This is a genomic window from Undibacterium umbellatum (assembly GCF_014284125.1).
GTDB lineage: Bacteria > Pseudomonadota > Gammaproteobacteria > Burkholderiales > Burkholderiaceae_D > Undibacterium > Undibacterium umbellatum.
The window spans coordinates 129,823-155,094 of sequence record NZ_JACOFX010000009.1 but is presented as its reverse complement, the minus strand read 5'-3'; the positions used below and the strand labels follow the sequence as shown (position 1 = coordinate 155,094).

The following is a 25,272-nucleotide window of genomic DNA, read 5'->3' as shown; positions in this document are numbered from 1 at the left end:
ATCAAGCAACTTGGCAGGCAATTTTTATTTCCTTCATCAGGGTGTACAGGCTGCAAAAACCTTTCTCATTCGCCATTGCCAGACCTGTACACTCGTCCTCGGTCATTCAAAGGTCTTTTCACTTTTGTGCGGGCGCTGTTAATCATGTAATTCAGCCTTGTTTTCCATCATTCTTGCTGCCAGGACAAAGCAAGGAATTGCCAGTAGCCAGGGCGTCATCCCCACCATGACGGCTTTTGTGATGGGTGCGCTGTCACTCGCGGCCCTGAATACGTCAGCCAATCCACCCACCGTCAAATTGCCAAGTGAAGTGCCAAACAAAGTCATGCACAAGATCATGAATGCAGTCATGGTAGAGCGTAGTTGTGCTGGTACCAGATCTTGCAAGCAGGCGAATATGGGACCATAGCCTATGGTGATCATCATGCTGCCGATGAACATGCAGATATAGAATGCCATGCCTGTTGTATCAAGCAAGCGATAAATATAGCCCACGGGAACTCCAAGCAGATAAATCAGCGCCAGAAACCAAAGGCGTCCACCAATGCGACGGGCCTGCAGCAGATCAGCGAGATAACCACCCAGCAACGAGCCCAGCACACCACCTGAGATAAACATGATTCCTGCCAGTTGCTGGGCAGATTTTTGATTCATGTGCCGTTCTTGCACCAGCCATAATTGGTCAAGCACGAACGTACCCTGAGCAAAGATGACCAGTACGCCACCAAGTATGAGCAGGCACAATGCGCGCGAGGCACGCAAGGTCTGCAGGATTTCTTTGTAAATAGCAGTGATAGGGCGCTTGCTGGCGGCCTGCTTTGCTTGCTGTTCTTCACGCGGCTCACGCAAGAAAAGCAGAAAGCCAGTCAATACCACGCCGATTGCCCCTAGAGTGAAAAAGCAATTACGCCAGCCTATTGCTGCCCCAAGCGTGCCAGCAATAATGAAAGCCATGCCTATGCCTATTGGCGCACCCAGATAGTAAAAGCCTGCGGCAAAAGCGCGGTGGTGCGGCTTGAATCTATCCCCTAACAAGCCCAATGCCGCAGGCGTCAAGGTTGCTTCACCCACGCCCGTAAACATGCGTAGCAAGCTCAGTTGCATGAAATTATTGGCAAAGCCGGTGGCAGCAGTCAGCGCGCTCCAGCTAAAGATGCCGATGGCAATCAGGCGTGGTCGGTGGATACGGTCTGCCAGTGCGCCCATGAACAAACCCATCATCGTATAAAACGTAGTGAAGACAAAACCAGTCAATAGGGTAAATTCAAGGTTGCTCAACTGCAGGTCATGGATCATGTCGACGGCGAAGCCCTGCATGAGAAAACGGTCTGCAAAGTTCAGAATATTGAGCAAAGTCAGAAATACCAGCAGCATAATCGTCCGACCACGATTTCCATAGACGCTGCTAATGGACGATGTACCGGGAGTGTCGTCCTTTTCAAGTGCAATTTGAGAATTCATGATGGCTGTGGCTTGCTTCTATGAAATTGATTCGATAATTTATTGGTTGTTTAACCAATAATTGGAATATAGATGACGTCACACTGAAGTGCAAGAGATATTTGGTCGTATAACCAAAATAAAATGCGAGCACAACAAATGAATGGAATGCAAGAGACATATGACGGAGTGGTGCGGTGGACCAGGTCTTATCTGATCACCATCAGCAGGTTCGTCAAATAGGAGCAGTTTGCTTACTGGGGGCGTGAGAAGACAGCTTCACACCAGTGCTTGCGTACCCTGACATTTTCAATGCTTGCAAGACTTGCGCCTAAGGCTGCAATTCCTCAATTAATTCAATGATCTCTTTGCCATAACTTTCCAGCTTTTTGTCACCAACACCCGATATGGCGCGCAAAGCGGGCAGGCTGGCGGGTTGCTGGCGTGCGATTTCGCGCAGGGTGGCGTCAGGGAAGATGACGTAGGCTGGCACATTGTGGGTGCGCGCAGTCTCTACGCGCCACCAGCGCAGCTTGTCGAAGACGCTTTGCGCCTTGCTGTCGAGGTCAGATTCAGCAAAGTCTTTGGCCGACTGGCGCTTGTGTTTGACGGCTTTTTCGGCTTTTTTGTACTGCCGCAGCTGTACCTTGATCTCACCACGCAGCACGGCACGTGATGCTTCAGTCAGTTTCAGCGAGCTATAATTTTCATAATCGACCGCTACCAGGCCCAGGGCAATCAACTGACGCAACAGGGCGCGCCATTCAGCTTCGCTCTTATCTGAACCTATGCCGTAAGTCGAGAGTTTTTCATGCCGCCATTGCTGTACACGTTCAGTATCTATGCCGCGCAAGATGTCAATGACATGGCCCGCCGCAAAACGCTGGTCGACACGATAGACAGTAGACAGGATTTTTTGCGCAGCCACACTGCCATCAAAGGAAATCGGCGGGCTCATGCAGGTATCGCAATTGCCGCAAGGCTCGGCCTGCTGGCCAAAATAATCAAGGATGTGGACGCGGCGGCAATTCAAGGTTTCGCATAGCGTAAGCATGGCGTCTAGCTTGACGCTCTGCACTCGCTTGTAAGTCTCATTCGCTTCTGACTCATCGATCATGCGGCGTTGTTGCACCACATCTTGCAAGCCATAGGCCATCCAGGCATTGGCGCTGGCACCATCACGACCGGCACGGCCAGTCTCCTGGTAATAGCCTTCTATGCTTTTTGGTAAATCCAGGTGAGCGACAAAGCGCACATCGGGTTTGTCTATACCCATGCCAAAGGCAATGGTAGCGCACATGACAATGCCGTCTTCACGCAGGAAACGCGCCTGATTGCGGCTGCGGTCTTGCAAGTCCATACCCGCATGATAGGGCAGAGAAGTGATGCCGTTTTCATTCAGGAATTCAGCAGTTTCTTCTACTTTTTTACGTGACAGGCAATACACGATACCAGCGTCACCGCTGTGCTGGGCAGTGATGAAGTCCAGCAATTGCTTGCGGCCATTGGCTTTTTCGACGATCTGGTAGCGGATGTTGGGGCGGTCAAAAGACGACACGAACTGCATCGCGTTTTCCAGCTGCAACCTGTGTATGATCTCATCGCGGGTTTGCTGGTCGGCGGTGGCTGTCAGGGCAATCCGCGGCACGTTCGGGAAACGTTCGTGCAGGGCCGACAGCTTGATGTATTCAGGCCGGAAATCATGACCCCATTGCGAGACGCAGTGAGCCTCATCAATTGCAAACAGAGCGATGTTGACGACTTGCAGCAGTTCCAGGCAGCGCTGGGTCAGCAGGCGTTCAGGGGCGATATACACAAGGTCTATATCACCTTCGCGCATTTTCTTTTCCACCGCCAGGATTTCATCAAAGCTCTGGGTGGAATTCAAAAAGGAGGCACGTACACCAACTTCGGCCAGTGCATCAACCTGGTCTTGCATGAGGGCAATCAGCGGCGATACGACAATGCCTACGCCATTGCGCAACAGGGCAGGTATTTGATAACACAGCGACTTACCGCCACCTGTCGGCATCAGCACCAGGGCATCGCCGCCATTGACTACATGTTCAACGATTTGCCCTTGCTGGGAACGGAAAGCCGGATAGCCGAAGATGGTCTGCAATAAATGCAGGGCCTGGTCCACGGTGTTGCCGCTGGCATTGCTGTGGGTGCTTGCTGTCACTGCTGTTATCACCCTTATTCTGCCCAGGTAATCGCGCCAGTGTAGGCGGTAATCAGGATCATGATGCCAAAGGCAATACGGTACCAGGCAAACACATTGAAATTATGCGAGCTGATATAACGCAATAACCAGCGCACGCAAAAGAAGGCGGAGATAAAGGCCGCAACTGTACCCAGGCTGAACATGGGCAAATCTGCCATCGACAATTCATCGCGCGCCTTGTACAGCGAATACACGGTGGCACCCAGCAGGGTAGGTATCGCCAGAAAGAACGAGAATTCAGTGGCAGCCTTGCGTGACAGGCCAAACAGCATGCCGCCTATGATCGTGGCGCCAGAACGGCTGGTGCCGGGGATCAGGGCAAAAGATTGGGCCAGACCTATCTTCAAGGCATCCATCAGGTTCATGTCATCGACTGACTGTATGCGTGCGTGGCTGCCGTCATGGGTATCTGTGCCAGCGTGCTTGCGCTCAACAAACAGGATGATGATGCCGCCTATGATAAAGGCCAGGGCCACAGGTACCGGGGCGAACAATACTGCCTTGATGCTTTTGGAAAACACCAGACCCAAAGCGGCAGCGGGTAAAAAGGCGACGATGAGATTCAGGGCAAACTTGCGCGCCTTGGGGTCATTGGTAAGGCCGGCCAGCACGCTGGCAATCTTGGCGCGGTATTCCCAGCACACTGCAAAAATTGCACCCGCCTGTATGACGATCTCAAAGGCTTTCATTTTCTCGCCAGTGAAATTCAGCAAACTGCCTGTCAGTATCAGGTGGCCGGTAGAGGAAATTGGCAGGAACTCCGTCAAACCTTCGACGATACCCATGATGATGATTTTGACAGCCAGTAGTAAATCCATAAAACGCAAGAATAATGAAGTTTTAGTCGGGACGAAGCTTAGCATGTCGCCTGCCAGGCCTGCTCAGAAATTTGCTGCAACGGGCTTAGGGACGCGACTTGCCAGATGGCAGTTATCTGCACTTAAGGTGCTGTATTTTAATACTTTTAAGAATTTCATTGTGGGCAAACTTGTCAATCGCGATACTTCAGGCTCTTAATACATCGTGTAACTGAACCATCCATGCCCAAACTGCCCAAACGATATAGCGCGTATTGCAAGCATGGCCTGGTCCTTGGTCTGGTTGTTGGTTTGTCCATGAACCTGGTCGCCTGCAGTGGCACCATGCCGGTGCAGCCATCGCAGGCTAAGCTCGCTGAGAGCGAAGTGGCTTTGACTGAGTACCGCAGCAATCAGGTTGAAGTCACGGTGGTGCGGCAGCAATATGTCTGGCGCTTGCCGGATGCGAACCAGCATCTCGCGCAGTTTACACATCATATACAGGTCGATGGCAGTGTCCCCTCGCGTTTGCAAGACTTTGTCATCAGCTATCGCAAGCCGCAACATTTGTCGCGCAGTGCCTCGGCAGACAATGCCCTGATGACAGCCAGCATGGTGGATGAAGTGCAGATCAGCAGGAATGGGCAGTTTCTGGTCCGTGAATCCATCGCGCCAGCCTTTACCGGCCAGCAAAGCTATCGTCGCCTGGAAGCTGCCAGACTCAAGGTCGGTGATGACAGCTATGTGCTGACAGTGGCGAATGGATTTCTGCATCGTCCCATGTGGCTGGCCATATTTGCGGCTGATGGCAGCCCGGTTTATCGCATCGGATTGCCGCATGGGCACTGGCAGTTTACTGAGCATGCCGACGGTATCTCCATGGTGGATACCTCGGGATCAGGCAGGCGCTTGTTGATCAGGCCAGCGCTGCAATGAAAGGCAGGCTGCGGCATTGTGCAGTGCTTGCCTGTCTGAGTATGAATTTGAGTGGCTGCCTGGCACCTTTACCCATAGTCGGTGGTGGCATTGCAGGCGCAGGGCGGGACAGCGACGCAGTCAGAGAAGAAGCCTGGAATTACCCTGAATTTAAGGAGAAACATGTGCAAACAGAAATCACCCAAGTAGCATTAACGAAGGCTCGCACCGACCGCAATAATTATTTTGCCGACTTTGCCGACCATGTCCACGTGCGCCGCAATACCCCCACCAGAATGGGTTCCTTCGAGTTCAATTTCGTGCGCTCAGGCATCGACAATGGCGTGCTGATCCAGGTCTATCATGATGGCCTGCGCATTATGCTGGAACGCATACCTTCAGCCTTTTACATGGGCGAGCTGCAAGCCAGCGAAGTGCAGATAGGTGGGCGTGACTACCTCTTGCTGGCTGCCAACTCCCGCACCAGTACCCAGCGCATGTGGTTTGGCATCTTCCGTCCAGACGGCAGCAAGCTGTATGCTGCCAGCCTGGAGCAATCTGTCGTGCGCGTCATTCAAAATGCCGATGGAATCTCTTTGTTCTTTCTGAGCGGCGATTCGATGCGCATCAAGATTTAGAGCGCATCTCCTGCTTGTGGGCGAGTATGTAAGCTCATCGTAACATTTGTAAGAAATTGGGCGTGTTGCCATACCTTTTAGACTAAAAGGCATGGCAACACGCCCTGGTCACATGCTTTGGTATGGGCTGGTTTTTTGTCGAATTGAGTTTATGCTGCGGGTGTTGATGAAATGGAATGACCACCACCTATGCAAACTACCCCACCTCTGCTGTTTTCCATCCCGCTGGATGTATCCAGATCAAACATTGCCCTGATAGTGCTTCATCAGGGTCAGGCTGTGTCTGCCTACCCCGATATCGTCAATATTGCCGGCTTTCTCTCTGATGGACAGGGCGGTTGGATCAGTGTGGCGCGCCATCAAAATGGCAAATGGGGGTATATCAATGCGCAGTGCCAATGGGTAGTTGCGGCAGAACTGGACGAGGCAAGGGCTTTTTCCGAGGATGGTCTGGCCAGGTTTTGCCAACTGGGGAAATGGGGTTATCTGAACTTGCGCGGTGAAGTTGTCATCGTGCCGCAATATGAGGAAGTTTCTGCATTCAGTCATGGCTTGGCTTCTGCCAAATTGGGCAAGCATCGCTGGGCAGTGATTAATACCAGCGGTGAACTGGTTTCAGATAAGACTTTTTTCCATGTTTCAAATTTCAGTGCTTGCGGTCTGGCATCCGCCATCGATATCAAAGACAGGAAGTTGATAGGCTATATCCGACGCGATACTTCATGGGCCATTGAACCGCGTTTTCGCGTAAACCTGGATTTTAGCGATACTGGCGTGGCCCCTGCCACCGAAGACGACCGTCTGTATGGTTTGATTAATACGCAAGGTGAATGGATATTGAAACCTGTCTATTCACGCATCAATGAATTTAATGCAGACGGTCTGGCCTACTTTTCCCGCAAAGATTCATGGGATGACGGCAACGGCTACCTGAATGACAAAGGTGAAGTCGTTGTAGATGGTGGGCGTCATCTGGCCAAGTACATGGCAAGCGGTGTCGTTGCCAATGATTATGACGGCAGCACTTACTTGCGCAAGAATGGTCAAGCCCTGGAAACGCCACCGCTGAGATGGGGCGATCACTTTAACCAGTTTGAATATGCGGTAGTAAGGGCAAGAGCGGGCTGGGGCATCTTGTCTGCAGACGGCAGTTTTGCCAGCGTGCCAGCGCACATACTGGAACCCCTGACGAATAGTAATGGCTGGGTGCTTAGTCCCTTGGTCGATACCCCACTTTCACCCTTCCTCACTGACGATGGAGAGATTGCTTACATTGCTAAAGATGGCAAGATCGCCTACCGTATCAGCTATGGCAAACCAGGACAGGCAGCCGTTAGCCTGCTTGATGCAGGTGGAGAAATCTTATGGGAATTGCATGCTGATAAGCTGCAAGGCCCGGTTTATCCACCAGGATTGTTCTTTACCCAAACGATAGAAGGTACGCTCGATGCGTTGAACTCGCTGGATTCTATTATCCCCTTTGCAGAAGAGATGCTGGCAGAAACCGAAGAGTTGCTGCAAGAATACATCAACATCTCAGTTGTCGAAGATGATGACAATGAAGAGGACGGGGATGAAGATGAAGATGAGGACGATGATGAATATGACGACGATGAAGATGATAGTGAGCAGAGGCAAGAAGAACGCCGGCTCACCACACGCCATCGTTTGTTACGTGTGTACATAAATGAGCACCACAATGGTGTCTATGATTTTATGTGGGAAGACCAGCTCGCCAGGATCGCGGAGGCAGAGCTGCAAATAGAAAAAGCATTGATAGAAAAATTTGGCCCTGTCGATTGCGATCCTGAATTTGCCAATCGCGATTACCGCAATAGCAGTATCACGCGCGCCTGGGCAGTGCCGCTCAAAAAACCTTTCGATGAGCAAGTGTCAGGTAATATTTTGTTGCCAGAGGCCCGCCAACTCTGGCTGGGCATGTATGCAGATTCAGACTCTGGTGATGGTGATGCCTGGAGTAACGTCTATCTGGTTTGCGCTCCCAGTATGGATGCACTGGAAGCAGCCAGGAGCATACGCGCTGCATCATATCAAGAGCCCGATGTGGATGGGGTGACATCTGAAGACGGCGATCAGGCGGAAGCACACAATGAAGACGATGATCAGGATGAAGTTGATGATGAAGATAATCAGCTAGCAGAGCCGCGCACTTATCAGCAATGGCTGGATGCGGTGCTGGAAAGCAAGTATGAGCTGGAGGCTGTGCCCTCAGAGATACTCGACGATGCCATGGTCGATGCCGCCATCGACGCCGATGTAGAGGCGCTGGACTATCTGCCGGCTCAATGGTGTACACCAGAAAGAATGGCAGCTATCGTGCGCAAGAGCGCCAGCGATGCCGCCAGTATCCCGGTGCGCTGCATGACGACAGAGGCGCTGGCGCTGGCCCGCTCTTTGTACGCAGATGACGCAGACTGGCATTGGCGTGATGACAGGAATTCCAGCAAGCCCAGCGAATGGGACAAGAATAGTTTGTATGATGTCTGGGGTTGTTTGTTGGATGAAGAAGATTGCCTGAAGGCGGTGAAAGCTGGCGTGGCCCTGAACAATGTGCCAGATGCCCTGTGGACAGAGCGGGTAGAACGGGCCGCGCTGGAGGCAGATATCTACAATATCAGCTATATCGCCAAACACAAGATCACGCCTGAACTGGCCAGACGTGCCGTCCATCATTCTTATGGCAAGCTGATAGAGTCAATCCCGCGAGAGTTGCTGATGCCTGCCCTGTGCATGGCTTCCGTCAAGTGCAATGGCATGTCGCTGGAATTTGTGCCAGAAGAGATGCGCACAGTTGAAGTCTGCATTGCAGCCTTGCAGGAAGACCGTAGAGTGTTTTTTGCCGTACCAACGGCACTTGAGCTGGAAGTTCTCAGCAAACTGATAGAAATAAAGACGGCAGAGCTGCAAAAAAAGAATGAAGATGAGCTTGCGGGCGAAGCTGTAGATGCTGTGCCTGCCACAGAATGGCATGCCTACCGGGCATGGTCCAAATTGTGGGCGAAAGACTATCAGGGAGCAATCGAAGATGCCAGACTTGCACTGCAAGTTACCCCTTATCCACAGCATGCCCACTATGTCATGGCCGACGCCTTGCGCGCCCAGGGGCGTATGGAAGAAGCTGCGCTGGAAGCTGCCACAGTATTGTCATTGCAAAATCCCTATGAAGCCGAGTTCAACGAAAACACGGACACATCCTGGTTACAGGACATCAGCAAAACACAGTTCGATCAAATGGATGCTGCTGCTCTGCTGCAAGCTATCGGGTCACATCCGCTGACCTTGGCAGATGTGCCAAGGGCACGCATCGACGAGACGCTGGTTGCCACAGCTCTGGCGGCTGACCCTGATGCGATTGCCTTCGTACCCAAGCGCTGGATGAATCCCTCGCGTTACGTCATGGCACTTGAGCAAAATGTCAAGCAGTTGCATCATGTGCCTGCATCCATGTTAAGCGAGGCTGCCTGTATCTCGCATGTCAGCACACACGGCAGGCTGGCCGAAGTTCCTCTGCCATGGCGCACTGCCACGGTCTGCGCACATGCATTGATGCGTGCCAGTTATGTGACCGACCATGTGCCTGATGCCGTGAAAGACGAGACGCAGCAGCTACTTGCGAAATTAAAGCTGGAGGCAGGAGTTGATGAAGAGCTGGAGGCCAATGAAGTGAGTGAGCCCAGCAAAACTTCAGAGCTGATGACCAACGCACTTTTGCAAACCCTGGCAGGGCCGCCTGAAGATGAAACGCGCTTGCAGCGCATCAAACGCAAGGGCTTGTTCTTCACCTGGTTCGCTGGTGTCGCCCTCAGTGCCAAATCGGATGAGGCACCAACTCAGCGGGGCTTGGCCGGCTGGCTGGAGCAACGCGCTTTTCTGGCGATGATGTTAAATGGTATCTTCGGCTTGATCGCCCTGATTTGCCACGGCTTTGTCAGTTATGCCGCCTGGCAGGCGAATGGTATCTGGTATGGAATACCGACCATCGTCCTGTTGGGATATGCCGAAGTGTATTGGCTGTGGCGCTTTTTGTTCGATACACCAGCCAGCTTCGCGCTGGCGGCGACTGCCACAATGGTGCTGGTTCATTATTTTGGCTTTCGCCTGATTTATCTCAAGGCTGCCAAAGCAATCGCTGCAAAACATAAGGACGAGGAGGAAGGTAATTGAAGCCTGATCGCCAACTCTGCTAATGATCAAGGACAGGAAAATTACCAGTGGGATCGAAGCCGGAAATCCAGAATTTATACAATTAAGGATTTCCGGCCTGGGATTAAAACTCTTCCCAATCCTGTTCAGCTGCAATGGTTTTTCTCTGCGGAATCTGACGTGGCTGCACCCTGGCTGGTTTGCTGGTCGTCCTGGTAAGTACCGGCGGGCGTCGATTGCTGACCGGGCGAGTCGCCGACACTACCGGCTTCTGAGCCTGCTCCATGATATTGAATTGCGCAACCAGTTCAGACAACTTACCAGATTGCTCGCGCATGCTTTCTGCTGCCGCTGCAGCTTGTTCCACCAGCGCGGCATTTTGTTGTGTCATCTCATCCATCTGCGTGACAGCCAGATTGACTTGTTCGATACCGGCGCTTTGTTCCTGGCTGGCAGCAGTGATTTCACTCATGATGTCAGCCACATGCTGGACGCTGGAGACAATATCCGTCATGGTCTGGCCAGCAGTATCGACCAGCTTGCTACCATGGTCTACCTTGCCTACCGAGTCATCGATGAGGTGTTTGATTTCCTTGGCAGCAGAGGCACTGCGTTGCGCCAGGTTGCGCACTTCGGTGGCTACTACCGCAAAGCCCCGGCCCTGTTCCCCTGCCCGGGCAGCTTCAACAGCGGCATTCAAGGCCAGGATATTGGTCTGAAATGCGATGCCATCAATGACCGAGATAATATCAACAATCTTGCGTGAGCTTTCCTTGATCGAACCCATGGTTTCTACCACTTGTCCAACCACTTCACCACCCTTGACCGCAACGCCGGATGCAGAAATCACCAGTTGATTCGCATGGCGCGCATTGTCGGCATTCTGTTTAACCGTGGATGTCAGCTCTTCCATCGACGATGCGGTTTCCTGCAAAGAGCTGGCTTGTGATTCTGTGCGTGATGACAGGTCCGCATTGCCAGAGGCAATTTCAGCTGCTGCTACATTGATGGTTTCAGTGCCATGACGCACATCACCAATGACGCTGCTCAGCCCAGTGTTGATGCCATTGATGGCATGCATCATCTTGCCGATTTCATCATTGCGCAAGACATCAATAGTCTCACTCAAGTCACCCTGCGCCATTTTTTCGGCAACAGCAGTCGCCCTGGAGAGTGGCCGGGTAATCGATATGGTCATCAACCAGGCGCAAATTGCTGAAAGCAGGGCAGCAAGCAAGGACAGGGTGATCAACAACAGGCGGCTGGAATGATAGGTTTGCTGGATTCCGGCCGAAGTCTCATCAATTTGCTTGCGCTGCAAGCGCAGCATTTCTTCTATCTTTTTGACATACAGCACTGATGCGGGAATGAACTCCTTATCCAGTGCGGTGTTGGCTTCATCTACCTGGCCGTTCTTTTTAAGATCAACGACTTTATTGCGGGCGCTGATATAAACCTGGCGCTGTTCGCCAATTTCCTTGAAAAGAGCGACTTCTTCCGGACTCTTCATATGCTCCGCAATCTCTTTTTGCAAAATGCCGGAGGTTCTGGTTGACTCTTCCTGGTCTGCTGCAAAAAAACTCGCGAGTGAAGGATCGGTGCTTTTGGCAATGGCAGTCGTGCGGCGCACGCCGGTATGGATATTGCGATACCAGTCGCTGACCATACGTTCAGTGGCGAGCGGGTCTTTCAATAAATCGTCAGCGGCAGCGGCGACAGTATTGAGTTTAAAAATAGCAATGAGGGTGGTAATAAAAAATAACGCAAGTATGAGTGCAAAGCCCAAGCCTAAGCGTTTACCCACCGAAAGGTGTTTAAGTAGAGAGAACATAGATTTTCTTTTTGTTGTCGTAAGACAAATTGAAAATGCAGGCCCGGAGCTTTTTGGAGAACCTGCATGGTGAAGAATGGAAATGAAATTCCCGTGCGGCAATTATACTTGGAAGTCATTACCTAATTGTATGAAGTTTGTATGAATATTATTCATGATTGGTTATGTCAGGCCCGCTTATATTGTTGATAAGTAAGACATGAAATTGTGAATTTGCTCATGAACTGCTGAGGCAAGTCGGCGCGGTCGCTACTTCAAGCTGTGTCAAATAAAACATGGCCTTCTCCTTACTCTCCCCGCACATGTCAAACGATGCCTGCAAGCCAGCGCAAACTGCGGGTCGTTCAGGGTGATTGAAAATTTTACAAGCTAAATTCTCATCAAGCTGTATGCAGGGTACACCTGCGGGTTTGCCATTCGGCATGCCCGGAATGGGGCTGCTGATGGACGGCGCGATGCAACAGGCGGCGCAGTGGGGGCGGCAGGAAAAATAGGTACTCATGTGCGCATTTTAATGGATGTGGGCAGTTTTCTGTCAGCAGAAAGCTACTCCATGAAATTTGCCGACAGGTTGCAGTAAAATGTGATTACCTGCAACCTGTTTGCTATTCAACTATGTCAAATCTCAGCCACTGACATTCATACGCTGCGTATGTGTCCACTGATGATCATAGTCAGACACGGCAGAGCCGTAGGTCCTGTAGGTTTTTCCTTCGCCTGGCCATGGGTTCATGATGTAGACGTAGTTGGTGCCGTTATACACTTCATAACCAGTGCCTACCATGATATGCCCGCCGCCATTGCTCCAGCCATAGCGAATCACAAATGGGCGGTTGGCATTGATGTCGCTGACCACGGTGTTCCATGAAGAAGCATAACTATAGGCCGTGTTTGGCACGCCCCAATTTGCCAGGATTTTTTGTACACTGCCGTTGCTGCCATACATGGCATTGGGCTGGTTGGCATTGCTGTTCCAGTTAAAGTTGGTATTGCCGCAAGCGTAGTTCAGGCCGTACGCCCAATTCACGATCTGGCACTGGCTGGGTGTCTTGTTATAAAAATTCAGCACGGCCTTCGCGCTGCCGGCCCAGCACCACTGGCTGTGTTCTTGCGTTACCAGCGGCACATTCAAAGCGCGCCATTGGGCAAAGGCACTTGGGAAGCTCAGCATGATGCCTAGAGCAAGGATCAGTTTTAACAGATTTTTTTGCATGATATCTCCGTAACTATTGGTGGTATGCGATGTTGGCTTTAGGTTCAGCGGAAGTTCTCGATATTGCGTTTGACACTGACGCGCAATGGGTCAAGGATGTCGCTTTGCTCCAGTAAACCAGTGTTGGTAGACGATGTCCCGGTTTTTTCGCTACGCTGTTGCAACAGCAGGCTTTGACGTGCTGCATGCAAGGGGGCAAAGCGGGCGCGGGCGTCGATGGGCGAAACTACCTCCAGAAAATCCGACATGGCCTGATAGACGCGAATGAAGCGCAGATTGGAACGGGTGCTATTGCCATGCATGGCGATCGCTGCATCCACATCCTTCGCCAGCACGGCACCGCCATAAGAAGTGATGCCCCAGCGGCCATTGTTTTGCCTCAGTGTTGCCAGGCCTATCGGGTTATTGTTCAAGCTGATAACAAAGCGCCATTCGCCAGTGGCCCTGGCGATGCTGCGTAAATCACCGCGACCATTCATGACATCTTGCGGCGGCACGCTATAGACCTGAAAGCCATAGTCTATCCTGGCATCCTTGAGGTCATGCACATCATTCACATCCAGCGGGAATTCTGAGGGCAAAGTACCGCCCCGTCGCTGTATATTGAATTGTACAAACTCAGCAAAATCGCGTTGCGCAGCGGCGTTGACCAGGCGTGCCTGATCGGTCGTGCCTGCCATGTCGGTGGCCTGGTTTTGTGCCATTAGTGCCGGGCTGGCCAATGCGCAACTGATGCTGAATATCAAAGCGGCCAGAGTGGATTTTTTGAATCTGGAAACAGAGTGCAAATGCATGATGGTTTGCTCCTGGTTTGGATTGAGACAATAGCCCACCTGTCCAAGCGGGCTGGGCGGCTTGAAACATGGCATGGTTCACATGCCGGACATCATTACCCGCACACGCGGGAATAAGGAATCAGCTTGAAGCGCTGTACAAATGAGCTATAGGCGCTGGGCTGTATGACGCAATAGCGTCAATGAAGGAAGTGTAGGCGTGGCTGTCGTACGCCTTCATCTTTCAAATGATGGGGATGAATTGCGCAGTTGTTTTTGTCGCCAAGGGTTGCAGATTTTTGCCGCGCGCATGCGTCAGCCGTCGCGGTGGCAATGTCACCGTTAACTATCTTGGATTTCATGGTATATGGACTCCAGACGTCAAAGGGATATCTGCGCGCAAAATACGCAACGGATACCCCCTCTGTCCTGGACCTGAGAGATTTCGCCTGCAACCACGGGTAGCGGTGCAATGCTTGCTCCTTCGGTGTGCCGGGCGACGTAGTCCGGCAGCTCTTCAGAGTTTGAAAGTAATAACGGTCCGTTTGCCTGAGAGTTTCCGGGGTGGTTGCTCCTTCGGCGCTGCCCTTGCTTTAATGGACAGTCTCTCCCGATATCACCTGGCTTGCGCCATTGTGCTCAACCACTTGTGCAGGTTGTAGAAATGAGCATAGTGCAAAGATTAATCATTTGCAAATTATTTTTGAAGAGAAATGACTATTTTATTTCCGTAAATGCATAGGGTGTCCACATGCTTTTGTATGCTTGGACTTTGCCAGAATCACAGATATGATGCTGCACAATATGGAAAATTTACTCCCCATGTCCTCGCACACTTTGCAATCTTCCTCTGGAGCCCTGATGTCAATGTCCAGAAAATTCAGCCTTGCCATGGTATTGGTATCCACCTTCATCGCTGTCGAGGTATATGCGCAAACGCAGCCTGTACAGCAAGTGGTTGCCAAAGAAAAAGTAAAGGAAAGCGCCTGGTTGTCCGATCCTGAGCTGACCAGGTTTGTGCAAAAGATGGTGGAAAGCCGCTACATGCCTTACAAGGTATTGGGGCAAAAAAATAGCAAGGACATGCTGACTTACAAGGCGTATTTCCGCCCATTCCCGGCGGACATGGAGCGGTTTTATTCCTACTGGGGCATGACAGCAGCCTGGTATAACGCTCGCAAAACCAGCATGGCGCAAGAGGGCTATGAAGAAATCTGGCATCAGTCTTATCGCGATGCTGGCAATACTGAATTGCATCAGGCCGTGTGGCAAAAAACATCGACAGAAAATCCTGAGATGCCCAAGCTGGGTAGCAATTATGCCGATGAAGAGCATGAGCAAAACATCCTGGTGGCCATGTTGTGGCGCGGTGAATTCAAGAAACTGGATGTGGCGCTGGAGAGTGGCTTTGCACAAAACCATGCAGGCAGGCTGAAATCCAACACCCTGCACACACGCTTTGCTACCTTGTCGCGTCTCGACAAAGATTTCAAGAAGCAGTTTGATAGCTGGGTGAAATCCAGCCAGCTTGGCTATGCCCATCTGGCGCGCGGCATGTTTTTGCAAGAGCAGGCTTGGGAAGCCCGTGGTGGCAAACTGGCGGCAGAAACCAACAAGGCACAATTTGCCGAGTTCCATAAATTGTCTGCCCAGGCCAGAGTGGACTTGAACAAGGCAAATGAAAAAATCAGGGCTTGTGCCATGTGTGCAGGTGAACTGATCGGCAATAACAAGGCACTCAGCATCCGAGGCGATGATGTCAGTTTGCTCAAAACCGCATTACGACTAGACCCCAGCCTGTACACACCAGCCTATGCCTACCTGAGCAAACTGCTGCCGCAATGGGGCGGTTCATTCGCCGATATGGAGTCCTTCATAGAAAATATGAACAAAGTCACTGGTGACCAGGTGCTGGTTGAACAGTTGAAATCACGTTTATGCTATTACCGTGGTAGTGCTATCTTCAAGGAAGACCCGGAAGGCGCACGTGTCTGGTTTGAAAAAGGCTTGAACAGTCAGCCCTATCAATTGCTCGTCAATGAACTGGCCCTGATGTACGCTAAAAAGAATAGCCACAAGCAAGCCATCGCCTTGCTGGAAAAAAGCATGGCCAACGGCAATGAGTGGAATCTTTATACCCTGGAAGCCCTGGCCCAGTCATACTTTGCCCTGGGCATGCAAGCCAAGGGTGACAAACTGATCGCCAAGCGGGATGAGGCTGTCAGGCGATTCAAAAATGGTGAATAGGGGAGCTTGCGCTTCTGATATCTGCTCAGCGCCAGTGATCAGTTAGAATCTGTGTGCCTCCTAAAAGAATATTTTTTCTCGTGCAATTACAACAGCGTTTCCTGCGTCTCACTATTTTTTCCTTGGCTTTGCTTTGCCTGCTGGCTGCATGCACCCGTAATGAATCGGTGCAAACGCTGGAGCAACGTGACCTCATGCGTCTGGTGTTCAAGGGCTGGGACGTAAGCGCAGACAAGGCCATCGTCAAAACACCGCAGCTAAAAGCGGAATTACCAGTTTCTGTCAAACCGGTAGCCGCACTGGCGCTGCGCATGCATGCCCTGCATGTGCAAAAAATCGATGCAGATACAGCAGTCTTGTTGGTCAAGGGCGAGCCGCTGGAATCTGGTTTGCCTAATCTGATCGCGGCTTACTGGTTCAAGCGCCGTGGCGAAGCCTGGTCGCTGGTCAAGCGTCAGGACGTCGTTGAATGGCTGGCAGCCAATGGTCGTATCAGCAAGGCCAGCATGGTGGAACTATTCCCCGGTGATTTTGCCCTTGCCCTGGAGCACAGTCATGTAGAAAAAAATGAAGTCAATGTCTGGCTGCGCCTGTTGCGTGTTCAGGCGGATAGTATCCATCCCCTGTTTGACAAAGATCTGGAACTGGTCAGGCACTATGAAAGTGGACCGGAATGTGAAAGCATGATGCATCCAGGTAAAGGCAAACATCCACGTTTGCGCTTGCACGAAAACGAACAGGAGCCACCAAACTGCTATGATTATCTGGCCAGTTGGGAGTTGGCTCCCGGCACCACGGCACCGGGGCAATTACTGGTCGAATTTGCTGGTAAAACCTACGGCTACCGTGTCGTCAGCCACATGACGGATGGCAATGGAGAACGCACGACCAGTTACGAGTTTGTCGTGACTGCCCAAAAAGGTAAAAAGAAACTGCTCTTTGATGCCGATAAGCAAAAATATGTGCTTGTCAATGACAAACCAGTGAAGGCCAAATAAGCAGACCTAGTTCAAGGTTTGCCAGCGGCCACCCAGTTGATCAACTCATCCAACGCTGCCTTGGCCTTGACAGCCTCTTCATGATTGATCATGGCCACCACCACCCATTGCTGCTCATTGATATCTCTGACATAACCGGCAATGGCCACCACATCTTTCAGTGTGCCAGTCTTGATGCGCGCCCGCAGTTCTGCCGGCCCTCCCTTCAGACGGCGTCGCATGGTGCCATCCATGGCGGCAACCGGCAGGCTGCTGGCAAATTCTGCATACCAGTTACTGCGCTCACCTGCTTGTAATAAACCGGCCATTTGCAGCGGGCTGATGCGCTCCATACGCGACAGGCCAGAACCGTTTTCCAGCACCAGCCCGGCATCGTTGATGCCCTGTCTGAACATCCATTGCCGGATGCGCGCATCTGCTGCCTGCAAGTTGCTCATGCCTTGTTTGTTGGCTGACTCCGTACCCAGGGTCAGGTAGAGCATGCGTGCCATGACATTGTCAGATTGCTTGTTGATGGGGCGCAGGATGTCTGCCAAGGGCTCGGACACCCGCTCAGTCAATACCGTGGCTGACGCCGGTGTTTTGCCATCACGTACCTCACCCTGCCAGGTGCCACCCATCTCTTGCCACAGGGCGCGTATCAAATGCGCCAGGTACTGGTTGCGGTCCAGGATATTGATGTTATTGGTGATCTTGCAGCGCTTGGGGAAACCGCCATTCAGAGTGATTTCCAGCCCGCCGCGCGTGGTCTGTCGCTCTGTTTTTTTACCGGTTGGTGCATTCGGATTGTTTGTCTCAGGATCATCGGCCACACTGCGCATGGTTTCAATCACAGGCGGCAGCCATTCCGTCTCCCAGGCTGAGCAGGGCAGTTCATTGAAATGCAGGTGATTGGTGATTTTGACTTTATCCAGCGGCGTGTTCAGGCGCGCCTCGATTTTATCCCCTGTCGATTCCAGGGAAATGCTGCTCAGGTTGCTGTTCACCAGTAGTGCATCCGGTATCACATTGTAATAAGCGTCCGGATATTCATCGAATTGCGGCGCGCCTATGTCAGGTCGCTCAGGCTGGAAATAACTGCGATCAAGTATGAGATCGCCACGCAGGCGACGCAAACCCTGGTTACGCAAAATGCGCAACATGCTGCCCAGTTTTTCTATCGTCAGGTTAGGGTCGCCACCACCCCGTAAGTACAGAGTGCCAGTCAGGCTGTCATTGATTTTCTTCGCTGCCTTATCAGCCAGTATCTGCGTCTTCCAGCGAAAGTTGGGCCCCAACTCTTCCAGTCCAACCAGGGTCGTCACCAGCTTCATGGCAGAGGCCGGGTTCATGGGTCTGTCAGCAGCTTGCGTCAGGACTGCCGCGCCACCAGTGGCGGGTATGACGATGGCGCTCAGCGCCTGGACCGGTACATTGGCCTTGTTGAACGCGGCCTCGACTGCTGGAGGCAGGCTGGTTTGGGCGAAAACAAATGCAGGGAGCAGGGGTATAACAAAAAACAGGCTGACAGGAGTGAGGCGCATAGTTTGGGGCAGCGATATGAAGCTGTAATTGCAGACGGGAAAATAATAATCTGCATTGTAGAGCAGGCAAGTAGTGGAAACAGGAAAGCGTTCTTTTTACGCAATGAAAATTTGTTTGTACTGTATATCTTCTGCTTATTTCCTTTTTATCTTCAGGCTTTGACCTACACTGCAAATGGCAAAAACTGCTTGCTAAAGTTAATTGAAACCCAAGAAAGCGGGTTTGCGGCCTTAAATATTGTTCGATTAGCATCGGATTAATGCTCTTCCGTAGCAGCAAACACGACATAAGCCCTTGATTTCCTTTATAATTTCGCCCTTTCCCTGTCACCGGCCATCATCATGAGCTTGCTTGCCAACCAGACCGAACTGTTATCACCTGCCAAAACTGTAGAGATAGGCCGCGAAGCGATCTTGCATGGTGCTGATGCCGTCTATATCGGTGGTCCTTCATTTGGTGCGCGTCACAATGCCAGTAATGAAATCAGCGAGATTGCTGGTCTGGTGGAATTTGCCCACCGCTATCATGCGCGCATCTTCGTGACCATGAATACCATCCTGCATGATTCAGAACTGGAACCGGCGCGCAAGCAGATTCGTCAGTTGTACGACGCAGGTGTCGATGCCCTGATCGTGCAAGACATGGGTATTTTGGAACTGGATATCCCGCCTATCCAACTGCATGCCAGCACACAGTGCGATATCCGTGGTGCGGAAAAAGCCAAGTTCCTTGGCGACGTCGGCTTCTCGCAATTGGTACTGGCGCGTGAACTGACTATCAAACAGATACAGGCCATCAAGGCACAAGTGGCCACCCCACTCGAATATTTCGTTCACGGCGCATTATGCGTGGCTTTTTCTGGCCAATGCTATATCTCGCATGCCGACAATGGCCGCAGCGCCAACCGTGGCGATTGCTCGCAAGCCTGCCGCCTGCCTTATACGTTGAGCGATGGCGAGGGCAGGGTAGTCGCTTATGAAAAGCATCTGCTGTCGATGAAAGACAATGACCAGAGCCGCAATCTTGAAGCCCTGCTCGATGCTGGAGTACAGTCATTGAAGATAGAAGGTCGCTACAAGGATATGGGTTATGTCAAGAACATCACTGCCCATTACCGTTTGCTGCTTGATGAAATCCTTGAACGCAGGCCAGAATTCAGCCGCGCTTCCAGCGGCCATAGCCAGGTGTCATTCAGCCCCAATGTGGACAAGAACTTCCACCGTGGCCACACCGATTATTTTGCCAATGGCCGCCTCGAAGACATAGGCGCATTCGATTCCCCCAAATATGTAGGTTTGCATCTGGGTTATGTCACGCGTTTGGCTGCGAACTTTTTTGAGATAGAAGCCAATGAACCCATGTCCAATGGTGACGGCCTCAACTACATGGTCAAACGCGAAGTCGCAGGCGTACAGGCCAACACAGTAGAACGCGTAGGCGCATCAGAGAACGGTGAAATCTGGCGCGTCTTCCCGAATGAAAAAATGGCCGAGCTGACAGGTCTGAAAGTCGGCACCCTGATCAACCGCAACCGCGACCACCGCTGGGAACATGCGCTGACCAAAAAATCTGCAGAACGCCGCATTCCTGTCTATATGACTTTGACAGAACTGGCAGATGGCTTGCTGCTGAAAATCTCTGATGAAGATGGCGTGACTTCTGAAGTCAGCACACAGTTAGCACTGGAACCGGCACAGAACCGCGACAAGGCAGAAGCAGGCCTGCGCGATAATCTCGCCAAGCTGGGCAACACCATGTTTGAAGCTGCCCAGGTCAACCTCGATTTGCAGCAGCCCTGGTTCGTCCCATCTTCCGTCATCAACGCCCTGCGCCGTGACGCTGTGGCTGCACATGAAGCAGCGCGCCTGGCCGCATGGCAGCGCCCGGAGCGCACACCTGCAGTCGAGCCGCCAGTCGCGTATCCAGAAACAACCCTGAGCTACCTCGCCAATGTGTACAACCACAAGGCCCGCAGCTTCTATGAAAAACACGCCGTACAACTGATTGCCGCCGCCTACGAGTCGCATGAAGAACCGGGCGAAGTTTCGCTAATGATCACCAAGCATTGCCTGCGTTTCTCCTTCAACCTCTGCCCCAAACAGGCCAAAGGCGTGCAAGGCGTACAAGGCCAGGTCAAGGCCGAACCCATGACCCTGGTCACAGGCGAAGAAAAATACACGCTCAAGTTTGACTGCAAGCCCTGCGAAATGCACATCATCGGTGCAATGAAAAAACACATCTTGCAGGCGGCACCGCCGTCATCGGTGCAATACAGTACGGTGACTTTTCATAAGAACAGGCCGCAGACGGCGTAATGTAGAAGTAGATGAAACTTGCAGGCTCAAAAAGTAGGAATGCTTTTTGAGTCTTTCTTGTATTCGGGTGTAGAGTTTGTGTGATTGCTGTGAATAGCGTATTGCATCAATGTGACAATCTGAAATATGTTCTTTTGTCGTCACTTTGTTGACACTTAAGCAGGAGATTCTGTGCTTAGTAAACTCAAATTGAAAAGCTTGGTTTGTGCATGTATGACAGTCAGCATACTCCAGCCAGCATTTTCTGCAGAGACTTGTCCGCGTCGGGAAGCCTCTTCCCTGCTCTCGGTAGAGGTTTTTGACGGTACGCCCGAAGAACTTGCCATTCTAAAACCAGAGGAGACCGGAAGGCGTTCAGGCTACTGGGCATTGGCTTACATCTACGATCAAAATCGGCCTGTTACAGTGCTATGCAAGTACGCTGATGGATACATTGAGCGGGTTGATCTCGCTCAAAGGGTCAGCAAATGCAACTACCAAATCAATAAAAAAAATCAGGTAAGTTTTCAATGCAAGTAAATCCAGACATGACGGGAGACTTTTCATAAGGTCAGGTCAAAGACTGTGTGATATTTTAGTGGATGGAAATTGAAGATATGGCATGACGAATCGATCAAGGCGCAATAGAGGCCGTGGCAAGACATCAGGGCGCTTTATGCCTGTGTCAGTTTTGTCGGTAACAACCGCGTGGTATTCAATATCAATGGCAATCATCATCGCTTGATTGTTGCGCTAGATGACCAGTTAGGTGTTCTCTACATCAAATTCATAGGCGCACAGCAGAATTCTTGCCGCCGTAGGAGCAGCTTCAGCCGCGAATGCCCTACACAAGTGGGAAAGATCTATATGGCGAGCTGTTCGCAGCTAAAGCCACTCCCACGAAATTAAAAAGCGCTGATTAATTCCCTTTAGGCTTTTGCGGAAAATATTTGTAACTATTATCAAATCCGTACAAATTATCCTTGTACATTCCTATCATCTTCTTCACCAGATGTTTTTGCACTGACGCAGGCAGTGAGAAAAAATTCTCTGTTGCAGTTGTCAGGCGTTCACCATCCAGATCACCTGTAATCGCACTTATCACGACTTTCTCGCCCTTGTAAAACAGGATGATCTTGATGCGTCCGGCAAAAGTATCATAGTTGACTTTGCTATCATCGTCGGCGTTATAAAAGCGATAGACCAGGATGGGGTCGATGTTGCCATCCTTGTCTATGTCGGTGATCTCGGTCAGCTTGCTCCAGAATTCCAGGCCTGCTTCATTGTTCCCGGCCTTGTCACGTATGCTAAGCACTTTGGTGAGGGATTTATCATTCTGGACTTGGAAAAGATGGGCCTCTATTGCACTGGATAATTTATCCGCTGCAAACACCTTGTCCTGCTTTTCAGTCAGGTAAAGAACATAGTTGCCACCGTGATCGCTGTAGCAAAAATGCTTGGTCAGGGGCAATTGCATTCCCAAATTTTTCAAGTTGTCTGCGCTTGGCGGTAACGCGTCTGTACAGGTATTTTTTCCATCTTTGCCTTGGCCGAAAGCCAGCACAGACAAGAAGAGCAGGGTAGTGGGGATCAAGTATTTCATGTCAGGAAGTGGCTATTCATGCGGGCTTGCAGGATACCAAAGAAAGTAGTATTCAACCCAAGCTGACTTTGCTGTGTTTACTAACGGACAAAGTACATCTGGTGCGATGCATTGTAATGCTTGCCGCAAGGCCAGCAGAATAAATGGCTGGCTCTCTGGCGCTGCATACATGGGATCAGCGACTTCCTTGCTTGAGCATGATACAGATCCTGATGGTTTCCCGTGTTCTTTAAGCGTCTCTGCTGTTACAGTCCATCAGTCATCCGCATCTCCATCAAAATCAGGTGGAAGATAGGCTTCTGCTGTGCGAACCAGTTCGCGCCAAGGGGTGTCTTTGCGCAGGCGGTTGAACCAGCCACGGATGCCATTGTTGATTAGTAGCTTGCGATAGAGCAGCAATGTGGTATCCAGATAGTATTTATGGACTTCTTCTTCGTCTATGGATTGTGCATAATTGGCCCAGGCATGCGCAAGAAACGGTGAAAGGGCAACGCCTTGCCCCGTTCCATACATGTAAGACAGGAATACACTGGTGATCAGTTGCTCGGTGTTATCGTCGCTTTCCAGCAATGACGGTATTAGTTCTGCATGTACCCAGGCTGCTTCTTCAGGACTGCCACTATTGACAATGATCTGCATTAGCAATAATTTTGCGCCGTCGATGTCGGCTGCCAATGCCTTTTCCAGTAATTGTTTCGTATAAAGATATTCAGGTTTTTTTTGTCTGGTAAAGGCAGGTGGCACCAAGTAATTTCTGGCAAGCAGATAAGCTGCCTTGGAATGGGGGATCGCCGCTGCAGCGGCACTGCGCTGCCATTGTTCCGCCATTTTTTCATCCACCTGGATTTCCGGGCCATCTTCATACTCGCCGCGATAGACATTTGCCAGAAAACACTGTGCAAGCGCCACGCCGCGATGCGCCAACTCATGAGCCAGCCACCAACTGGCTTGCTCATGACCGCCGTTCCACAGCAATTCCAGTACTTCGGTTACGCTGTCATGTTTGCTCTCGATAGCGGCGATTAATGTCAGTAAACGCTCAAATTGGCCTGGAAACGGTTCCTGCGGCATGCCCCATTTTCCTTCGTGGCGTGCGGCACAGGCCAGTAGCAGGAACCAGGACGACTCTTCAAAGTACTCGGCCACTTGCAATACATGCGCCAGTACTCCGTCCGGATCGGGTATGCCTTCCACAATCAGGTCTTGGGCCAGATACTCAAAATTGCTGAGTTTGACGGGTTTGTGCCAGCCACATTGCGCTTGCAATTTGCAAGCCTCTGCCGCCATGGCATATGCTTCATCCAGTTCGCCGTAGTAGCTGCAAAACTTGGCATAGGCAAACAGTGTGTCTATACGGGTATGGTCCAGTAGGGGGCGTGCCAGCAATCGCTGGTAAGCCTGGCGATGCAGGGACTTATCTGTTCCCGGGTTATTATCATCGTGATCTTCGGCATGATCGGGCAAGTCTTCCAGATAATCGAATTCCTTCACCCACCACAGGTCACCACGTTGCCCTTCCGTCAGGGCCGCGCATTGGGGCCCGTTGATGAAGGCTTTCATGTGCCGGTGGCTGCCATACCAGCGTGGTGTCAGGTAGTAGGTGGCTGTGGTCAGTGCGTCAAGGCAATTTGGACAAAAGCGTAGAATTTGCGCCAGCCAGTATGAATATCCGGCTTCATCAGGATCACGAGTTTGCAACAAGGCAGGTAACTGCGTGGGGGGCGTCAGCAAACTGCCGCCATATGTTGCAAATCGTTGATGCCCGGCGGGCGAGATGTCGTCGCTGTTGTCAGTGACTTCACCAGCTTGATGGCGGAACAGATTGTCCATCCAGGCAGGTTCACCCAGATAGGCAAACAGGCGCATCATTAAGGAAAGAGCACGCACTGGTTGCGCGTCCAGAGTGAGCGCATGCAACAAAGTGATCGCGGCATTGTCTCGTGCCAATGCTGCAGCTTCCCAGCGATCTGGTTCAACATCCATGGCCAGCCCGGTAGTACGAATGTCTGCTGCTACCAGTTCCCAAAATTCACCTAAGAAATAGTGTGCGTAATAACTGTGCGGGTATGCTGCCGTCCATGCATGCAGCAAAGCTAGCTGCTTTTTGGTTTCGGGAAATGTATAGGCATCGAACAAGACATGGAAATGTACAAAGGCTTGCACTTCCTCGTGGTTATCCCCGCCATTGTTCTTGCTCCTGGTGTCAATATCGGCAAAGAAATGTTCAAGATACTCAAAGTCACTTCGCAGCAACGCTGCCCTGAGCAGGGCCTGCGTATTGCAGGAGTGACGGATGTTTTGTTCAAGAAGAGGGGATAATGGCACGGGTAATCTGGTTCTATGTAAGTGAGATTCTGGCGAATTATATCGGTCATCTGCATCGCTGAGCTTGGCTGGCATGTCGTCGATACTTAAGTATGGGATGAGTGCCACTCGCCTTGCAGATCATGAAAATGTCAGAATATCAGCTCGGTTTTTTCGAGACAGGTGACTTCGCGCCCTTAAGCCTCTCATCCAGCATATCAATCAGGCTGCGCACGGCAGGTCTTTTCCATCGAAGGAGATTGAATTGATGTGCCCAGGCGTGCAAGCAGAACGGGGCAAACTTGGG

18 protein-coding genes and 1 riboswitch are annotated in these 25,272 nt (G+C 51.4%); of the genes, 8 read left to right on the top strand and 10 right to left on the bottom strand.

Features of this window, described 5'->3' with window-relative positions:
- Nucleotides 1–138: 138 nt before the first annotated feature.
- The 3 genes from H8L47_RS17315 to H8L47_RS17305 all read right to left on the bottom strand — a co-directional run bounded on the left by H8L47_RS17315 (nucleotide 139) and on the right by H8L47_RS17305 (nucleotide 4,482).
- Nucleotides 139–1,461 (bottom strand): MFS transporter, encoded by a 1,323-nt coding sequence (locus tag H8L47_RS17315; RefSeq protein ID WP_186954843.1) that lies wholly within the window; start codon nucleotides 1,459–1,461, stop codon nucleotides 139–141.
- A gap of 310 nt (nucleotides 1,462–1,771) precedes the next feature.
- On the bottom strand, nucleotides 1,772–3,622 hold the full coding sequence (gene recQ, locus H8L47_RS17310; RefSeq protein WP_186954842.1) for a DNA helicase RecQ: 1,851 nt from the start codon (nucleotides 3,620–3,622) through the stop codon (nucleotides 1,772–1,774).
- 14 nt (nucleotides 3,623–3,636) lie between these two features.
- Entirely contained in the window at nucleotides 3,637–4,482 is an 846-nt protein-coding gene (locus H8L47_RS17305; RefSeq protein WP_186954896.1) for an undecaprenyl-diphosphate phosphatase, read from the bottom strand.
- A gap of 222 nt (nucleotides 4,483–4,704) precedes the next feature.
- Between H8L47_RS17305 and H8L47_RS17300 the strand changes: the two genes are divergently transcribed.
- From H8L47_RS17300 to H8L47_RS17290, 3 genes are all read left to right on the top strand, one after another.
- On the top strand, nucleotides 4,705–5,397 hold the full coding sequence (locus H8L47_RS17300) for a hypothetical protein (RefSeq protein ID WP_186954841.1): 693 nt from the start codon (nucleotides 4,705–4,707) through the stop codon (nucleotides 5,395–5,397).
- Nucleotides 5,394–6,014, top strand: a complete 621-nt coding sequence (locus tag H8L47_RS17295) for a hypothetical protein (RefSeq protein ID WP_186954840.1) — start codon at nucleotides 5,394–5,396, stop codon at nucleotides 6,012–6,014. The genes H8L47_RS17300 and H8L47_RS17295 overlap by 4 nt, the downstream gene beginning before the upstream one ends.
- Before the next feature lie 189 nt (nucleotides 6,015–6,203).
- The gene (locus H8L47_RS17290) at nucleotides 6,204–10,199 is read left to right on the top strand and encodes a WG repeat-containing protein (protein ID WP_186954839.1); all 3,996 of its coding nucleotides are present in this window, start codon (nucleotides 6,204–6,206) and stop codon (nucleotides 10,197–10,199) included.
- A gap of 103 nt (nucleotides 10,200–10,302) precedes the next feature.
- On the opposite strand, the gene H8L47_RS17285 is transcribed toward H8L47_RS17290, so the two are convergent.
- From H8L47_RS17285 to H8L47_RS17270, 4 genes are all read right to left on the bottom strand, one after another.
- Nucleotides 10,303–12,009: a methyl-accepting chemotaxis protein gene (locus H8L47_RS17285; RefSeq protein ID WP_186954838.1), complete on the bottom strand. Its 1,707-nt coding sequence runs from the start codon at nucleotides 12,007–12,009 to the stop codon at nucleotides 10,303–10,305.
- Nucleotides 12,010–12,226: 217 nt separating this feature from the next.
- The gene (locus H8L47_RS17280; protein WP_186954837.1) at nucleotides 12,227–12,511 is read right to left on the bottom strand and encodes a YkgJ family cysteine cluster protein; all 285 of its coding nucleotides are present in this window, start codon (nucleotides 12,509–12,511) and stop codon (nucleotides 12,227–12,229) included.
- Nucleotides 12,512–12,634: 123 nt separating this feature from the next.
- Nucleotides 12,635–13,222: a C39 family peptidase gene (locus H8L47_RS17275; protein WP_186954836.1), complete on the bottom strand. Its 588-nt coding sequence runs from the start codon at nucleotides 13,220–13,222 to the stop codon at nucleotides 12,635–12,637.
- Between the two features lie 44 nt (nucleotides 13,223–13,266).
- Entirely contained in the window at nucleotides 13,267–14,016 is a 750-nt protein-coding gene (locus tag H8L47_RS17270; protein WP_186954835.1) for a hypothetical protein, read from the bottom strand.
- 506 nt (nucleotides 14,017–14,522) lie between these two features.
- Nucleotides 14,523–14,618, bottom strand: a riboswitch (glycine riboswitch).
- Between the two features lie 238 nt (nucleotides 14,619–14,856).
- On the opposite strand from H8L47_RS17270, the gene H8L47_RS17265 reads away from it, so the two are divergent.
- The gene (locus H8L47_RS17265; protein WP_186954834.1) at nucleotides 14,857–16,242 is read left to right on the top strand and encodes a hypothetical protein; all 1,386 of its coding nucleotides are present in this window, start codon (nucleotides 14,857–14,859) and stop codon (nucleotides 16,240–16,242) included.
- Nucleotides 16,243–16,322: 80 nt separating this feature from the next.
- Nucleotides 16,323–17,240 carry a hypothetical protein gene (locus tag H8L47_RS17260; protein WP_186954833.1) on the top strand — a complete coding sequence of 306 codons (918 nt, stop codon included), beginning with the start codon at nucleotides 16,323–16,325 and terminating at the stop codon, nucleotides 17,238–17,240.
- A gap of 11 nt (nucleotides 17,241–17,251) precedes the next feature.
- On the opposite strand, the gene dacB is transcribed toward H8L47_RS17260, so the two are convergent.
- Nucleotides 17,252–18,763 carry a D-alanyl-D-alanine carboxypeptidase/D-alanyl-D-alanine endopeptidase gene (gene dacB / locus H8L47_RS17255; RefSeq protein ID WP_186954832.1) on the bottom strand — a complete coding sequence of 504 codons (1,512 nt, stop codon included), beginning with the start codon at nucleotides 18,761–18,763 and terminating at the stop codon, nucleotides 17,252–17,254.
- A 342-nt stretch (nucleotides 18,764–19,105) separates the two neighbouring features.
- Here dacB and H8L47_RS17250 point away from each other — a divergent pair, with 342 nt between their 5' ends.
- From H8L47_RS17250 to H8L47_RS17240, 3 genes are all read left to right on the top strand, one after another.
- Nucleotides 19,106–21,079: a peptidase U32 family protein gene (locus H8L47_RS17250; protein ID WP_186954831.1), complete on the top strand. Its 1,974-nt coding sequence runs from the start codon at nucleotides 19,106–19,108 to the stop codon at nucleotides 21,077–21,079.
- Between the two features lie 171 nt (nucleotides 21,080–21,250).
- Nucleotides 21,251–21,598 carry an STY0301 family protein gene (locus H8L47_RS17245; RefSeq protein WP_329605461.1) on the top strand — a complete coding sequence of 116 codons (348 nt, stop codon included), beginning with the start codon at nucleotides 21,251–21,253 and terminating at the stop codon, nucleotides 21,596–21,598.
- A gap of 123 nt (nucleotides 21,599–21,721) precedes the next feature.
- Nucleotides 21,722–21,967, top strand: a complete 246-nt coding sequence (locus H8L47_RS17240) for a type II toxin-antitoxin system HigB family toxin (protein WP_186954894.1) — start codon at nucleotides 21,722–21,724, stop codon at nucleotides 21,965–21,967.
- Nucleotides 21,968–21,977: 10 nt separating this feature from the next.
- On the opposite strand, the gene H8L47_RS17235 is transcribed toward H8L47_RS17240, so the two are convergent.
- Together H8L47_RS17235 and H8L47_RS17230 are read right to left on the bottom strand one after the other, a co-directional pair.
- On the bottom strand, nucleotides 21,978–22,661 hold the full coding sequence (locus H8L47_RS17235; RefSeq protein ID WP_186954830.1) for a M949_RS01915 family surface polysaccharide biosynthesis protein: 684 nt from the start codon (nucleotides 22,659–22,661) through the stop codon (nucleotides 21,978–21,980).
- Between the two features lie 255 nt (nucleotides 22,662–22,916).
- Complete coding sequence (locus tag H8L47_RS17230; RefSeq protein WP_186954829.1) at nucleotides 22,917–25,094, bottom strand: DUF4034 domain-containing protein; 2,178 nt, start codon at nucleotides 25,092–25,094, stop codon at nucleotides 22,917–22,919.
- Nucleotides 25,095–25,272 lie beyond the last annotated feature (178 nt).